This is a genomic window from Halomonas sp. H10-9-1, from assembly GCF_040147005.1.
Lineage (GTDB): Bacteria > Pseudomonadota > Gammaproteobacteria > Pseudomonadales > Halomonadaceae > Halomonas.
The window spans coordinates 1,651,072-1,666,237 of sequence record NZ_JAMSHO010000001.1 but is presented as its reverse complement, the minus strand read 5'-3'; the positions used below and the strand labels follow the sequence as shown (position 1 = coordinate 1,666,237).

The 15,166-nt window shown below is 66.4% G+C and carries 11 protein-coding genes and 1 pseudogene; 6 read left to right on the top strand and 6 right to left on the bottom strand.

The genetic code is table 11. The features are described from left to right. The first annotated feature begins 90 nt into the window (after positions 1-90). Together NFH66_RS07580 and NFH66_RS17745 are read left to right on the top strand one after the other, a co-directional pair. The gene (locus tag NFH66_RS07580) at positions 91-2,166 is read left to right on the top strand and encodes a YjbH domain-containing protein (protein WP_349609562.1); all 2,076 of its coding nucleotides are present in this window, start codon (positions 91-93) and stop codon (positions 2,164-2,166) included. A gap of 77 nt (positions 2,167-2,243) precedes the next feature. Continuing rightward, positions 2,244-2,336: pseudogene (locus tag NFH66_RS17745) on the top strand (diguanylate cyclase domain-containing protein); the annotation flags it as partial. Between the two features lie 162 nt (positions 2,337-2,498). Here NFH66_RS17745 and NFH66_RS07575 read toward each other — a convergent pair. Both NFH66_RS07575 and NFH66_RS07570 read right to left on the bottom strand, forming a co-directional pair. Next, positions 2,499-6,407 (bottom strand): ATP-binding protein, encoded by a 3,909-nt coding sequence (locus NFH66_RS07575; RefSeq protein WP_349609560.1) that lies wholly within the window; start codon positions 6,405-6,407, stop codon positions 2,499-2,501. A gap of 35 nt (positions 6,408-6,442) precedes the next feature. Beyond that, positions 6,443-7,111, bottom strand: a complete 669-nt coding sequence (locus NFH66_RS07570) for a MiaE family protein (RefSeq protein ID WP_349609559.1) — start codon at positions 7,109-7,111, stop codon at positions 6,443-6,445. 178 nt (positions 7,112-7,289) lie between these two features. On the opposite strand from NFH66_RS07570, the gene vapB reads away from it, so the two are divergent. Together vapB and vapC are read left to right on the top strand one after the other, a co-directional pair. Beyond that, the gene (gene vapB / locus NFH66_RS07565) at positions 7,290-7,520 is read left to right on the top strand and encodes a type II toxin-antitoxin system VapB family antitoxin (RefSeq protein WP_023004963.1); all 231 of its coding nucleotides are present in this window, start codon (positions 7,290-7,292) and stop codon (positions 7,518-7,520) included. Next, entirely contained in the window at positions 7,521-7,928 is a 408-nt protein-coding gene (gene vapC, locus NFH66_RS07560) for a type II toxin-antitoxin system tRNA(fMet)-specific endonuclease VapC (protein ID WP_023004962.1), read from the top strand. Between the two features lie 458 nt (positions 7,929-8,386). Here the strand turns inward: vapC and NFH66_RS07555 are convergent, their stop codons facing one another. From NFH66_RS07555 to NFH66_RS07540, 4 genes are all read right to left on the bottom strand, one after another. Further along, a complete protein-coding gene (locus NFH66_RS07555; protein WP_232910793.1) occupies positions 8,387-8,830 on the bottom strand; it encodes an REP-associated tyrosine transposase in 444 nt (147 codons plus the stop codon). 545 nt (positions 8,831-9,375) lie between these two features. Further along, positions 9,376-10,272, bottom strand: coding sequence for a 3-hydroxyisobutyrate dehydrogenase (gene mmsB / locus NFH66_RS07550; RefSeq protein ID WP_349609556.1), 897 nt, complete (start codon positions 10,270-10,272; stop codon positions 9,376-9,378). A gap of 71 nt (positions 10,273-10,343) precedes the next feature. After that, on the bottom strand, positions 10,344-11,498 hold the full coding sequence (locus tag NFH66_RS07545; RefSeq protein ID WP_349609554.1) for an enoyl-CoA hydratase/isomerase family protein: 1,155 nt from the start codon (positions 11,496-11,498) through the stop codon (positions 10,344-10,346). Positions 11,499-11,514: 16 nt separating this feature from the next. Further along, positions 11,515-12,687, bottom strand: coding sequence for an acyl-CoA dehydrogenase family protein (locus NFH66_RS07540; RefSeq protein WP_349609552.1), 1,173 nt, complete (start codon positions 12,685-12,687; stop codon positions 11,515-11,517). Between the two features lie 186 nt (positions 12,688-12,873). Between NFH66_RS07540 and NFH66_RS07535 the strand changes: the two genes are divergently transcribed. Both NFH66_RS07535 and NFH66_RS07530 read left to right on the top strand, forming a co-directional pair. After that, on the top strand, positions 12,874-13,323 hold the full coding sequence (locus NFH66_RS07535; protein WP_349609550.1) for a MerR family transcriptional regulator: 450 nt from the start codon (positions 12,874-12,876) through the stop codon (positions 13,321-13,323). A 125-nt stretch (positions 13,324-13,448) separates the two neighbouring features. Beyond that, on the top strand, positions 13,449-15,140 hold the full coding sequence (locus NFH66_RS07530) for an AMP-binding protein (RefSeq protein WP_349609548.1): 1,692 nt from the start codon (positions 13,449-13,451) through the stop codon (positions 15,138-15,140). The last annotated feature ends 26 nt before the right edge of the window (positions 15,141-15,166 follow it).

Sequence of the window (15,166 nt, the reverse complement as noted above, 5' to 3'; positions counted from 1 at the left end):
ATGGGTCAAGGGGTCAAGGGGTCAAGGGGTCAAGGGGTCAAGGGGTCAAGGGGTCAAGGGGTCAAGGGAATGAGTAGAAAGTGGAAAGTAATGCAGTGGAAAGTATCTAGTCTGCTTGCCCTTACGGCGACACCCACCCTCGCCGCCGGCCTGGCAGGCGAGTTAGGCACCGGCCAGAGCGACTTCGGCGGCGTGGGCCTGATGCAGACGCCTACCGCGCGCATGGCGCCGGAGGGCACCATGAGTGTGAACTGGAGCCGAACGTCGCCCTACCGACGCTACAGCGTATTCTTCCAGCCGCTGGAGTGGTTCGAGGGAGGCTTTCGCTATGTGGAGGTGGAGAACCGCGAGTTCGCCGCGGCGGGCGATGGGCGGCCCAATCTCGACAAGGGCTTCGATATGAAGTTTCGCCTGCTCGAGGAGACCCGCTACTGGCCGCAGCTGGCGCTGGGGTTTCGCGATGTGGGTGGCACCACGCTGTTCGGTGCCGAATACCTGGCGGCGAGCAAGCGCTGGGGCGATTTCGACCTCACCCTGGGCCTGGGCTGGGGCTATCTCGGCAATGCGGCTGATGTGGACTCCCCGCTGGGCTGGGTGCATGACCGTTTCGATGAGCGGCCAGGCGACGCCGGCGGCGACCAGGGTGGTGAGTTCGCCATCGATGCGCTGTTCCGCGGCCCCATGGCGCTGTTCGGCGGGGTGGAATACCAGACCCCTTGGGACCCGCTGGTGCTGCAGCTGGAGGTCGAGGGCAATGACTACGGCAGCGAACCCCAGGCCAATGACCAGGAACAGGATAGCCGCGTGAACCTGGGAGCGCGCCTGGCGGTGACCGACAACCTGGAGCTGCACGGCGGCTGGCAACGTGGCAATACCGCCATGGCCGGTGTGACCTACAACATCGATCTGGCCGGCCTGCGTCAAGTGAAGCGTGACCCGGCACCGCAGGCGCTCGATGCGCCGCCTCGCGAGAACTGGGCGGAGGTAGCGCAGGCCCTGGAAAGTAACGCCGGCATGCGGGTCTCGCGCATCGCCCGCGATGACGATGAGCTGATCGTGGAGGCCGAGCCCACCACCTTCCGCCGGCTGCAGCAAAGCGAGGGGCGCGCGGGGCGTATTCTTCACGCCCAGGCCGATGACGAGATCGAGCGCTTTCACTTCAGCTGGTCAGAACGCGGCATGCCGCTGCGCGAAGACGTGCATCCCCGCGAGCCGCTGGTCGCCGCGGCGCGGAGCGAAAACGCCGAGCAGGCCCACCTGCACAGCATCTACGCACATGCCCGCCTCGAACCGCAGCGCGGTGATGCCCTCTATTCGGCGCCGTTGCGTGGCTTCGCGTGGAGCTTGGGCCCACGCCTGGACCAGAACTTCGGGGGCCCCGATGGCTACCTGTTCCGGCTGATGGCGGTGCTGGACGCCGAGTATCGCACCGATGCCAACGGCTGGTTCAGCGGTGAGCTGGCCTGGACGGCCTGGGACAACCTCGACGAGTACGACTACATTGCCGATTCCGAGCTGCCGCGAGTGCGCACCTTTATTGGCGACTACCTGAGCGAGTCCAGCCTGGGCATCGAGAACCTGCAATACACCCGAACCGCCAGGCTTGGCAATGATTGGTACGCCATGGGCTACGGCGGCCTGCTGGAGATGATGTATGCCGGTGCCGGGGCCGAGCTGCTCTACCGGCCGTTCAACAGCCCGCTGGCCCTGGGCCTGGATGCCAACTGGGTGCGTCAGCGCGACTTCGAGCAGCGCTTCGGGCTGCGTGACTACGATACCTGGACGGGGCATGCGACGGCCTACGTGGAAACCGGTATCGAGGAGATCCTCGCCAAGCTGAGCGTGGGGCGCTATCTCGCCGGCGACGTGGGGACAACCCTGGACTTCTCGCGGGAGTTCGATTCCGGCGTGCGCATCGGCGCCTGGGGCACCTGGACCGACGCCGACGACGACTTCGGCGAGGGGGGCTTCGACAAGGGGCTCTACCTGTCGATTCCGCTGGATGCCTTCTTCACCCGCTCCAGCCGCGACCGCGCGGATATCTCATGGCGCCCCTTGACCCGCGACGGCGGCGCGACGCTGGATCGCCAGTACGAGCTCTACGACCTGACGCGTGAGCGCCAGATGGGCCGCTACTGGGACGAGTACCCGGCGACCTGGGAGTGATCCCACCCCAGCCCCTCGAGGGTCAGACCCTTAAATCCCCTTAAGGGTCTGACCCTCACGGCGAGCGCTACTACCAGATCCTGGACCGCTTCAAGCGCATCAACGACACCCTGAGCCACCGCGACGGTGACCGCATGCTGTTTCGTGTCGCGGAGAACCTGGAAGACGCCCTGGAAGACGAGGAGGCACCGCTGGCTCCAGGCCCGCGGCTGCCGCCGGTTTCAGGGCTTCCTCTTCGGTCGGCCCGAGCCTCAGCCCCCCTTGGGGTCAGACCCCTAAGGGGAGTTAGGGGTCTGGGAATTAGGGGTCTGACCCCAATTTCCAAGGCGGGGTCAGTGGGCGGTATCCATGGCCCTGGGTTGGGCGCGGTCGAGCAGGCTGTGCCAGCGGGTAAGGATGGGGGCATCGCTGTAGCTGATCTCGGCGAGCAGCCGGCGAAACTCCTGGCGGGCAGTGGCGTCGGCGGGGTCGACCAGGGTCAGCCAGGCCTCCAGGGCGGAGATCTGCAGATGCAGGTTACCATCCTCCCGGGCATCGCTCAGGGCCAGCTCGATCAGCGCGACGATCTCCTCGCGCGGGTGGCCGAGGTGGTGCCTCACCCGGGCCAGCTTCACGGCGAGCTCCGGCACAAATAGCGTGGAGCGCTCGCGGGCGAGCACCAGGGCCTGGTCGAGGTACTCCTCGGCGCGGGCATACTCCCCAAGGGCGATGCAGGCATCCACATACCAGAGCGAGGGACGCGCATAGTGATCGCGGCCGGTCAGCTCGGTAAGCTCCTCGAGGATGGCATCGATCTGGGCCAGGCCGTCGCGGTCGCCGGCGATGGCCCGCTGCCAGCCAAGCACGCTTCTTGCCGCTATCTGCCAGAGATGCAGGTCGGGGGTGCCGGTCAGCCGGTGGGCGCGCTCGGCGCGGTCGGCGGCCAGGTGCACGTGGCCCAGCTGACGATAGAGCGCGGCCGCATACATCAGCGCCATGGCCAGGCTGCCCGGGTGAGCGATGCGCTCGGCGAGGCGAATGGCCGACTCGACCTGGGCCTCGGCGCGCCGGTAGTCGCCCCGCAGGCAGAGCGCCCAGCCCTGGAAGCAGGCCGCGGCAACCTGGGGGTGATCGGAGAACGGCAGCCACTCGATCATCATCTCGGTTTCGAGGGGATTGATCTCGTCGAGATGGTCATAGGCCAGGGGGATACGCCCGGCCCAGTATTCACAGCTGGCCTGGGCATACTCGGCGAGGCGCGAATAGCGCGGGTCGTCGAGCTGGCGGGCCAGGTCGGCCAGCGCGGTCGCCAGGCGGAAGGCATCGGCGTGGGCGTGGCGCTGGCTGCAGCCTACCCACAGGCCCCACTTGACCAGGAAGGCCTGCTCCAGGTCGACGCTCTCGCCCTCCTCGGCCAGCGCCTTGATCAGCTCGCGGGCACGCACGAAGCTCTCGTGGGCGGTGCGCGAGCCGTGCCCTTCCAGGGCGAAGGCGGCCTGGCCGCGCACGGTGAGCAGGCTGATCTCGCGCTCGGTCTGGCCGGCCACCTGACGCAGGCTGACCAGCCCCAGGTCGGCCATCTTCAGCGCGGTGCGATTGGCGCTGACCTTGAGCGCCTCGCGGGCGGCCAGCTCGTAATAGCGCGCGCCGCGGGCATATTGGCCGCTGCGTCGCAGGTGGGTGGCGAAGTCTCCCGGGTGGCGACCGATCCACATCGGGAAGCGCTCCTCGATCAGCTCGACCACCTGGCGATGGATGGCACTGCGCACGTCCCGCGGGCAGGAGAGGTAGGCCGCTTCCTGCAGCAGCTGGTGGGTAAACTGGAACTCGCGGCCGACGTCATCGCCCTCCACGGATTCGATGATCTCGAGCCGGCGCATCTGCTCCAGGGCCTGGGTCAGCCGGGCCCCATCGAGCTCGCTGCACTCGGCGAGGAAGTCGTAGCGGAAGCGGCGCCCCAGCACCGCGGCCACATGCGCCACCTCGCGGTCGCCGTCGAGCTGGTCGATGCGGCTGGCAAGCAGGCCGAGCAGGCCGTGGGGCAACTCGTCGAGCTGCACGCTGCGCCCCTCGCGGCGGTCCATGTCGACGCGGCGCACGATCTCCTGCAGGTAGAGCGGCACGCCGTCACAGCGCTCGATGATCTGGCCGCGCAGCCGCGGGCTGATGTGGATGCGGTAGCGTCGCGCCAGTTGGGTGAGCAGCCGCGAGGACTGCATGGCATCGAGCTTGCCGAGGGTGATCTGCTGGTCCCAGTGCAGCTTGGCGGGCAGCCCCTCGCGGCCGTGGTGGCTGGCCACCAGCATGAAGCCGCAGTTGATCGGCAGGCGCGCCTGGAGGGCGGCCAGCACCTTGACGCTGGGTTCGTCGAGCCACTGCAGGTCGTCGATCATCAGCACCAGGGTGCGCACGGCGGCGATTCGCCCGATCAGGCGCTGCAGCAGGTCGACGACCAGCTCCACCGCCTCGCCGCTCTGGGTGAGCTCTGCCACGGCATGGGCCTCGCGGACGCCCAGGGCCTCCTGCAGCAGGCGGCAGCGCGACTCTTCGAGCTCGGCGGCACCGAGCTCCTCGCACAGTGCCTGCAGGCTGGCGGCATCGCCCTCATGGCCGAGGTGCCAGCGCACCAGCTTGCGCGCCACGCCGTAGGGCTCCTGCACCGAGAGCCGGGTGGTGGGCTGCCAGCAGATGGCGGCGTCGCGGCTGCGCTCCAGCTGGCGGAAGCCCACCATCAATGCCGACTTGCCCATCCCCGAGGGGCCACGCACCAGCACGCTCTGGCGCAGGCCGATGCCGGCCCGGGCCAGGGCATCGCGCAGGCTGAGCAGTTGGGCCTCGCGGCCCACCAGGCTCGGCGGCAGGGCCTCGCGACCGCCTTCGCTGGCCCCCAGGACCAGCGCGCGCAGGCGCACCCGGCCATCGCTGGCCACCAGGCGCGAGCTGAGCCGCGGCTGCAGGTCCAGCGCCGGCGGCATGTGCTGGCTGGCATCCTGGGAGATCACCAGCTCGCTACCTTCGGCGGCCCCCATCAGGTCCAGGGAACCCTGGGTCACCTGGCCCATGGGGTCGACCAGGCGGCGCTCGGGCAGGTAGATCACCCGGCCGCTGTTGAGGCCGGCGGCCAGCTCGACACGCGGCGGTTCGCCCTCCCCCGTCCAGTGACGCGCGGACTCCTCCGGCAGCATGCGCCGGCAGTGCTCGTAGAGCGCCACCAGTTCGGCCAGTTGATGGGCTGGGCCATGGGTACCGAAGCAGGCGAGCCCCAGCCCGCCGGTGGCACCGGGCAGCCAGAAGCCACCCAGGTGGTGGCACTGCTCCTCCAGCCAGCGCATCAGTTCGAACTGTAGCGTCAGGCAGGCGCGGCTGGCCGAACGCGAGGAGAGGTCGCCCTTGAGGCGCAGGCGGATGGCCATCACCGAGAGCTGGCGCTGCTCGATCTCCTCGTCGTGCAGCGGCGCGCTGTCCGCCGCCAGGGTGCGCGAGAAGCCGACACTGCCGGCGCAGGCGGCGTCGGCCTGGGCGTCGGACCAGTAGCGCGCCAGCTGCAGGAAGCCGGGCTCGGGCTGCTGACCAGAGAGCGCCAGCAGTTGCAGGTAGGCGCTGTACTGCTCGTGGGCGGCGGCCAGCTGGCCCTGCTCGGCCAGTTGGCGCACCAGTCGCTCGTGGAAGGGGCCGTAGCCGGAGAAGCGATTGACCAGGCTCTCGAGAAGCGGGTCGGGCACGCTCTCGAAGCTCTCGAGCACCGTCTCGGCGAAGCGTATGACCCGCTGGCGCCAGTCGTTGCGCACCTGTACCAGCCAGCGCTGGAACTCGGGACAGTTGGCGATCTGCAGCTCCTCCACCAGGTCGCCCTGATAGTGCTCGAGCATGGTGGCCAGGGTCGGCAGATCGCGCGCGCCATCGAGCAGCCGCTGGATATCGTGCAGGTCGAGGCTCCAGTGCTCGGGCAGCTGGAAGGCGATGGTCTGGCGGGAGACCACCAGCACCTCATCGGCGTGCTCGCCCAGCGACTGACGCAGGCAATGCAAGGCGTGACGCAGGTTGGTGCGCCCCGACGAGAGGCCCTGGTCGGGCCACAGCAGCTCGGCCTGGGTGGCGCGGCTGACCGGCTGATGGTGCAGCAGCAGGTAGACCAGCAGCGCCTTGACCTTGTCGTAGCTGAACTGGGTAAGGGTGTCCTCGCCGAGAGAGAGCGAGAAGTGGCCGAAGAGTGTCAGCCGAGCCGAGGTGAGGGTCTCGGCGACGTCGGAGGCATCCCGCATCGTGGTATTCCTGCGTCCTGAGCGGCGGGCCGGGATCAGGCCGGCACACCGCTGTGAAAACGAAAGGCCGTGTCCGGCTCTTGTATTAGTGCCGCTTCGCACTCGACGAAGAAGGCAATTCGGGACTCGATCGACGTGTCGCTCAGATGGCGGGCCAGCATCAGGTAGTCCTCGTAATGGCGTCCCTCCGACTTAACCAGAGTGCGATAGAACTTGGCAAGTTCGGCATCGAGGTGAGGAATCAGCCGCGCGAAGCGCTCGCAACTGCGCGCCTCGATCAGCGCGCCGATGATCAGGATATCGGTGAGCCGCTCGGGGTCGGTGGGTCGCACGTGGCGACGCAGCCCCTCGGCGTAGCGCGAGGCGCTCAGGTGCCGGTAGGCGATGCCGCGGGCCTCCATCAGCTTGACCACCTGCTCGAAGTGCAGCAGCTCCTCGCGGGCCAGCTGGCTCATCTTGGTGAGCAGCAGCGGCTGGTCGACGTAACGGTAGAGCAGGCTCATGGCCGTGGAGGCCGCCTTCTTCTCGCACTGGGCGTGGTCGATCAGCAGCAGCTCGGGATTCGCCAGCGCCCAGGCCACCCAGGCATCGGGGGTACGGCAGCCCAAAAACGCCAGCAGCTCGTCGGAGAGCAGCGCCTCGGCATCGGCCGCGGCGGCGCTGGTGTCGGACACGGCAGCTGGCTCGGTCAGGGTCTCGGACATGATCGGTTCGCGTCTCACTGGGTGAAGATAACGTTAAAACGCCATGGTAGCGCGAACAGAGTCCGGATAGGAGGGGATTCGACCTTGGTGTGAACCGGCCTGCCATATCCCATTGACATATCCCATCATACGACTAGGATTGAATGGCACACCTACCACAACCTCAAGGAGCCGCACCTTGGAACAGGCAGCCGTGTTCAAGACTAATCGCAGCCAGGCGGTTCGGCTACCCAAGGCCGTCGCCCTGCCTGAGGACGTTAAACGCGTGGAGATCATCGCCATCGGCCGCACACGGATCATCACCCCGGCCGGGGAATCCTGGGACAGCTGGTTCGATGGCCCGCCGGTCTCGGCCGACTTCATGGCCGACCGGGACCAACCCCCCGAGCAGGAACGCGAGGCCTTCTGAATGCTCAAGTACCTGCTCGATACCAATATCTGCATCTACACCATCAAGAACCGTCCACCCGAGGTCCGCGAAGCCTTCAAGCGGCATCACCATCAACTCTGCATCAGCACCATCACCCTGATGGAGCTGATCTATGGGGCGGAGAAATCGGCAGCGCCTGAGAGAAATCTCGAGGTCATAGAGGGCTTCGCTGCGCGCCTCGACGTGCTCGCCTATGACAACGAGGCGGCTGCACACAGCGGTCAGCTAAGGGCCGAACTCGCCCGCGGCGGCACTCCCATCGGTCCCTACGACCAGATGATTGCCGGCCATGCCAGGTCCCGGGGCCTGATCCTGGTCACCAACAACCGGCAGGAGTTCGAACGCGTACCGGGGTTAAGGGTGGAGGATTGGGTGAACTCCAGGTAAACCCTGCAGCTGATGTGGGAGCCCGATTGCTGTGGGAGCCCGATTTATCGGCGATAGCGGTGCCTCCCAAGGGAGGCCTGCGGCCTCCATCGCCCGGAACCCGGGATCCCACAGCTGGCTCGATTCATGCTCGGCCCTGTGGGAGCAGGATATTGTGGGTGTGGGAGCCCGATTGTTGTGGGAGCCCGATTTATCGGCGATAGCTGTGCCTCCCAAGGTAAGCCAGCTCTCGGCTTTTGTGGGAGCCGGATTTATCGGCGATGGAAGAGGCCACCACAACACAGCCAGGCGCCTGTCGGCGCCATCGCCCGGAATCCGGGCTCCCACAGGTGGCTCGATTCATGCTCGGCCCTGTGGTAGCAGGATATTGTGGGTGTGAGAGCCCGATTGTTGTGGGAGCCCGATTGTTGTGGGAGCCCGATTTATCGGCGATGGCGGTGCCCCCAAGGCCGCATCCTTCAAGAGTCTGAACTCAACCAGACGGCATCCCAGTACGGGTATTGCAGAATATCGTCGACTATTCCCGCGCGAAGTGGGTTGGCCACGATATAGCGAGCGGCCTTGATCACGTTATCCTCCTTACGAATACAGTGATCATGGAAACCACGCTGCCAGAGCCCCGCACCCACCCTATGGCTCACAATGGCCTTATAGCGGCGAACAGCCTCAGAAAGGTTGCCGTGCAACTCCAGCAGCCAGTGGACGTGGTCAGGCATGACAACAAAAGCAAGGGTACCTGCCTCAACTGTAATCGACTGAGAATTAAAGGCACGGCAGGCAGCCTGGGCGTATTCAGGAACATCAAACCAGCGAGCTCGGTTCAATGTAACCGCTGTTACAAGATAGTAATGACCCTCCAGCGAACGGCGTCCTCGCCGAAGGGCATGGGAACGGGGGGACATGCGACTGAGGCTCTTCGGACTCTGTGATATCAAGATAGACAGGAGATGTTGAGGCCACCAATCGCCGATAAATCGGGCTCCCACAATATCGGGCTCCCACAGGGCTATAGGCCCGGGCCTTCCCGGAGGAGGTGCCCCTGCAGCTGATGTGGGAGCCCCGATTCCGGGCGATGGAGGCTGCAGGCCTCCCTTGGGAGGCACCGCGATAAAGGCGAGTCACTTGTGGGAGCCCGGATTCCGGGCGATGGCGCCGACAGGTGCCTGGCTGTGTTGTGGTGGCCTCTTCCATCGCCGATAAATCGGGCTCCCACAATATCGGGCTCCCGGTGGCCTCTTCCGTCGCCGATAAATCGAGCTCCCACAATATCGGGCTCCCGGTGGCCTCTTCCATCGCCGATAAATCGGGCTCCCACAATATCGGGCTCCCGGTGGCCTCTTCCATCGCCGATAAATCGGGCTCCCACAAGTCCAGCTCCCACAACAACCGGGCTCACGCATAGTCGGGCTTCCAATAAAGGCCGAGACCCACAGGTAACGCTTATCTTCTACTCCCCCGCCCTGTAGAGCTTCTGGATGCTGGAGAAGTCGATGGCGCCGTTGCCCTGGCTGCTGTGCAGGGCGAAGAGGTTGCGGGCCTGGGAGCCCATGGGCACCGTGGCCTTGGAGCCGAGCGCCAGTTCCCAGGCGAGGCCGAGGTCCTTGGCCATCAGGTCGGTGAGGAAGCCGCCCTGGTAGTCGCGGCTGGCGGCAGAGCCTTCCATCACGCCGGGCCAGGGGTTGTAGACGTTGAGCGCCCAGTTGCCGCCGCTGCTCTGCTTCATGATCTCGGAAAGCACCGCCGGATCCATGCCGTTCTTGACGCCCAGCGCCAGGGCTTCGGCGGTGCCGCTCATCAGGATGCCAAGCAGCATGTTGTTGCAGATCTTGGCGACCTGGCCGGCACCACTGTCGCCGGCGTGGAAGATGTTCTTGCCCATGGCCTCGAGCACCGGCTTGGCCTGCTCGAAACCGGCCGTCTCGCCACCGACGATAAAGGTCAGGGTGCCAGCCTTGGCGCCGCCCACGCCGCCGGAGACCGGGGCGTCGAGCCAGGTCAGGCCCTTCTTCTTGGCCGCGGCGGCTACCGTGCGGGCATCCTCAGGGGAGATGGTGGAGGCGTCGATAATCAGTGGCTTGGCCTCCAATGCATCAAGCAGGCCGGGGGCACCGTCGCGACCCAGGTAGAGGCCCTTGACGTGGACGCCGGCGGGCAGCATGGAGATGACCACCTCGGCACCCTTGGCGGCACCCTCGGCGCTGTCGGCGCGCTTGGCGCCCTCGCTCTCCAGCGCCTGCATGGCGCTCTCGACCAGGTCAAAGACGGTGACATCGTGCCCGGCGCTGACCAGGTTGCTGGCCATGGGCGCACCCATGTTACCGAGGCCGATAAAGGCGATTTTCATGATTGGCTCCTTGTGATTGTTAACCTTAAAAGTGCTGGAAAGATTGGTGGTACAGCGGCGCATTCGCAGCGTTAGCCCACCCGCTGGCCCCAGCCGAGGTCGCGCAGCGGGTGCTCCTCGGCGGGCCAGGGGGATTGGAACATGGCGTCGATAAAGGTTTCCGGGACGCTGCCGACATCGCTGTAGGTCCACTGGGGATTCTTGTCCTTATCGATCAGCAGCGCGCGCACGCCTTCGGTGAAGTCGCCGAGGCGGCCGCACTGCACCGACAGTACCAGCTCGTCGCGGAAGGCGTCGGCGAGGCTCGAGTGGGCGTGGCGCTGCAGCATGCGCCACACCAGATGGGCGCTGATCGGGCAGCCGGCGGCGAGGCGCGCCCGGTTGGCGGCGAGCCACTGGTCATCGCTGTCGTCGGCCAGGATGCGCGCCACGGCGGTCTCGACGTCGACGCTGCCGACCAGTGCCTGGATGGCGTCCTGGTGGGGCTGCACCCGCCCCGCCGGGGCCTCGCTGCGCTCCTCGAGCCGATCGAGCACGGCTTGCACGGCGGCGCGGCGCGCCTCGGGGCTGCGATCACCGAAGTCGGCCTCGCCAAGGGCCGCGAGCAGGTCGGCGCGGCGGGCACGGGGCACGAAGCGGTCGGCCAGGCCCATGTCCAGGGCGTCGCGGGCGTTGAGCTGGGCACCGGTGAGGCCCAGGTAGGCACCCACGCCGGGGGGCATGCGGTTGAGGAACCAGCTGGCGCCGATGTCCGGATAGAGCCCGATGGTGATCTCGGGCATGGCGATCAGGGTGGTCTCGGTGACGATGCGGTGCGAGGCGCCGGCGGTGAGGCCCAGGCCGCCGCCCATCACGATGCCGTCGGCCCACACCATCACCGGCTTGGGATAGGTGTGGATGCGGTAATCGAGGCGGTACTCCACGCTGAAGTAGACGCCCGGCAGCTCGCTGTCGCGGCCCGATCCGCGGTTCTCGCCCTCCTCGGTCAGCGCGCGGTAGAGCGCCACCACATCGCCGCCGGCGCAGAAGGCCTTGTCGCCGCTGCCCTCGAGCCACACGGCGACGATGTTGCGATCCACGGCCCAGGCCTGGAGCTTGGCCTCCAGCTGGTTGGCCATCTCCAACGACAGGGAGTTGAGCGAGCGCGGTGCGTTGAGGGTGGCGACGCCGATGCGCCCACCGTCGGCGGTGGGCAGCTCGTCGAAGATCACGGAAAGGTCCGACATCCTGGTCCCCTTAAGTTCAAGTAAGCTGAAGCGATTCGATCACGCCGTCGGCGAGCAGGCGCCGGGCGACGATCAGCCGCATGATCTCGTTGGTCCCCTCGAGGATCTGATGGACGCGGGTGTCGCGCACCAGCCGCTCCAGGGGGTACTCGCGGATATAACCATAACCGCCGTGCAGCTGCAGGGCCTCGTTGCAGACGTTGAAGCCCATGTCGGTGGCGAAGCGCTTGGCCATGGCGCAGTAGGCGCTGGCCTCGGGGTCGTGGTTGTCCAGGCGCCAGGCGGCATGGCGCACCATCAGGCGTGCCGCGGTGAGCTCGCTGGCCATGTCGGCGAGCTTGAACTGCAGCGCCTGGAACTGGTTGAGTTCGCGACCGAACTGCTTGCGCTCGGCGAGATAGTCGCGGGCTAGGGTCAGGGCGTGCTGGGCGGCCCCCAGCGAGCAGCTGGCAATATTGAGGCGGCCACCATCGAGCCCCTTCATGGCGAACCTGAAGCCCTCGCCCTCCTCGCCCAGGCGGTTGGTGACCGGCACGCGCACGCCATCGAAGCTCACCAGGCGGGTGGGCTGGCTCTTCCAGCCCATCTTCTCCTCGTTCTTGCCGTACTCGATGCCGGCGGCATCGGCGGGCACCACGATGGCGGAGACACCACCGGCGCCGCTGTCGGGAGCGCCGGTGCGGGCCATCACCACCAGCACCTCGGTGCTGCCGGCCCCGGAGATGAACATCTTCGAGCCCGAGATCACGTACTCGTCGCCCTCGCGCACCGCCTTGGTGCGCAGGCTGGCGGCATCGGAACCCGCGCCGGGCTCGGTGAGGCAATAGGAACCCAGCGCCTCACCGGCTACCATGGCCGGGACCCAGCGCTCGCGCAGGGCGTCATCGCCCCAGTTGGCGATCATCCAGGCCACCATGTTGTGTATGGTGAGATAGGCGGTGGTGGCCACGCAGCCCTGGGCGAGCTGTTCGAAGATCAGCGAGGCATCGAGCCGCGAGAGTCCCAGCCCGCCGTGCTCCTCCGGGGTATAGATGCCCAGGAAGCCGGCTTCCCCCGCGCGGCGGATCACATCGAGGGGAAAGTGGGCGGTGGCGTCCCACTCGGCGGCGTGATCGCTGAGCTCGGCCCGGGCGAAGTCGGCGGCGGCCTGGGCCAGCGCCTTCTGGTCGTCGGTCAAGGCGAAGTCCATGGAAGATTCCTCGTCGTTGCGTAGTTGTTAAGTTCACGGTGCGATGGCACCAACCTAGCACTTGCTTGGTTTTTACCCTATCACCCCATGGTCGAACAAGCACTTTACGTTAACGTAAACCTCGGCTAGTGTTGCCAGCAGGCGGGCGAACAACGTCCCGCTTGCTAATAAAAACGGAAGACGCTCATGATCCAATCATCCTCCACGGCGCCCGGCGCCGCTCAGGACGGCCCTCTCCCCCGGCAGACTCGCCACTACAGCATCGGCGAGCTGGCCAAGATGTTCGAGGTGACCACACGCACCATCCGCTTCTACGAGCAGGAGGGGCTGCTGGCCCCCGAGCGGCGCGGACAGACGCGAATCTACAATGAGAAGGATCGCGTGCGCCTGAAGCTGACCCTGCGCGGCAAGCGCCTGGGCTTCTCGCTGGCCGAGATCCGCGAGGTGGTGATGATGTATGACGCCATGCCCGACGGTAACCGGCGACAGCTGCAGCGTCTTCTCGAGATCCTGGCCAACAAGCGCGCCAACCTCGAGCGCCAGCTGGAGGACATCCGGCTGATGCAACTCGACATCGACGACGTCGAGCGGCGCGCCCTGGACGTGCTGGCCAGCCTTGGCGACCAGCCGGACTGAGGCGCCCTGCCTGGATCATGACAGCGGTGTCACGGCACCTAACAATTTCAGTAACTGAGCCTGGCCAACAATTCCAGCAATCGCTCTTGCCCAACAGTTTTAGCCAACAATCGCGAGACACGCTCATGACACGCCAACACCATCCCATCAGCTATGTCAGCGGCACCAGCGAGACCCCGCTCAAGGGGCAGACCATCGGTGATTGCTTCGACGACACCGTGGCCCGCTTCCCCGACCGCGATGCGCTGATCAGCCGCCACCAGGGCCTGCGCCTCACCTGGAAGGCGCTGCAGGCCGCCGTGGACCAGGCCGCCCGCGCCATGCTCGCCCTCGGCATCAAGAAGGGCGAGCGAGTCGGTATCTGGTCGCCCAACTGCGCCGAGTGGACCATCACCCAGTTCGCCACCGCCAAGATCGGCGCCATCCTGGTCAACATCAACCCCAGCTACCGCACCCATGAGCTGGAGTACGCCCTCAGGCAGTCCGGCGCCTCGACGCTGGTCTTGCAGGGCAAGTTCAAGAGCTCCGACTATGTGGCGACCGTGGCCGAGCTGGCCCCGGAGCTGCGCGAGGGCGGTCCCGGCACCTTCAAGAGCGCCAAGCTCCCCGAACTCAAGCGGGTGGTGTGCCTGGACGCCGACCGCGCGCTGACCGGCATGTTCAGCTGGCAGTCGATGCTGGCCCACGCGGACGAGGTCTCCGCCGAGCACCTGGCCGAGGTGCAGGCCACCCTGCAGTTCGACGACCCGATCAATATCCAGTACACCTCCGGCACCACCGGCGCGCCCAAGGGGGCCACCCTCTCCCATCACAACATCCTCAACAACGGCTACTACGTGGCACGCACCATGGCGCTCACCGAAGAGGACCGCATGGTGATTCCGGTGCCGCTCTATCACTGCTTCGGCATGGTGATGGGCAACCTCGGCTGCGTGACCCACGGCGCCACGATGATCTATCCAAGCGACGGCTTCGACCCCGAGGCGACGCTAGCCGCGGTCTCCGAAGAGAAGGCCACCACCCTGTATGGGGTGCCGACCATGTTCATCGCCGAGCTGGAGCACCCGGCGTTCGAGAGCTTCGACCTCTCCCACCTGCGTACCGGCATCATGGCGGGCTCCATCTGCCCCATCGAGGTGATGCGCAAGGTGATCGACAAGATGAACATGCAGGACGTCACCATCTGCTACGGCATGACCGAGACCAGCCCGGTGAGCTTCCAGACCCAGACCGACGCCCCGCTGGAGAAGCGGGTGACCACTGTGGGCACCATCCACCCTCACCTGGAGGTGAAGCTGGTCAGCCCCGAGACCGGCGCCGTGGTGGCCCGCGGCGAGACCGGCGAGCTGTGCACCCGCGGCTACAGCGTGATGCTCGGCTACTGGGAGAACCCCGAGGCCACCGCCAAGGCGATCGACAACGCCGGCTGGATGCACACCGGCGACCTCGCCACCATGGACGACGAGGGCTACGTGGCAATCGTCGGGCGCATCAAGGACATGATCATCCGCGGCGGTGAGAACATCTATCCCCGCGAGATCGAGGACTTCCTCTACACCCACCCGGCGATCTCGGACGTGCAGGTGATCGGCGTGCCCGATGAGAAGTACGGCGAGGAGGTGATGGCGTGGGTCAAGCTGACCGACGGCGAGTCGCTCGACGAGGAGACGCTCAAGGCGTTCTGCAAGGGCAAGATCGCCCATTACAAGGTCCCGCGCTACGTGAAGTTCGTCGACGAGTTCCCGATGACCGTCACCGGCAAGATCCAGAAGTTCAAGATGCGCGAGGAAGCCACCCACGAGCTAGGCTTGGCGTAAGCGGCCAGGCGCCGGGCAGCCAAGCG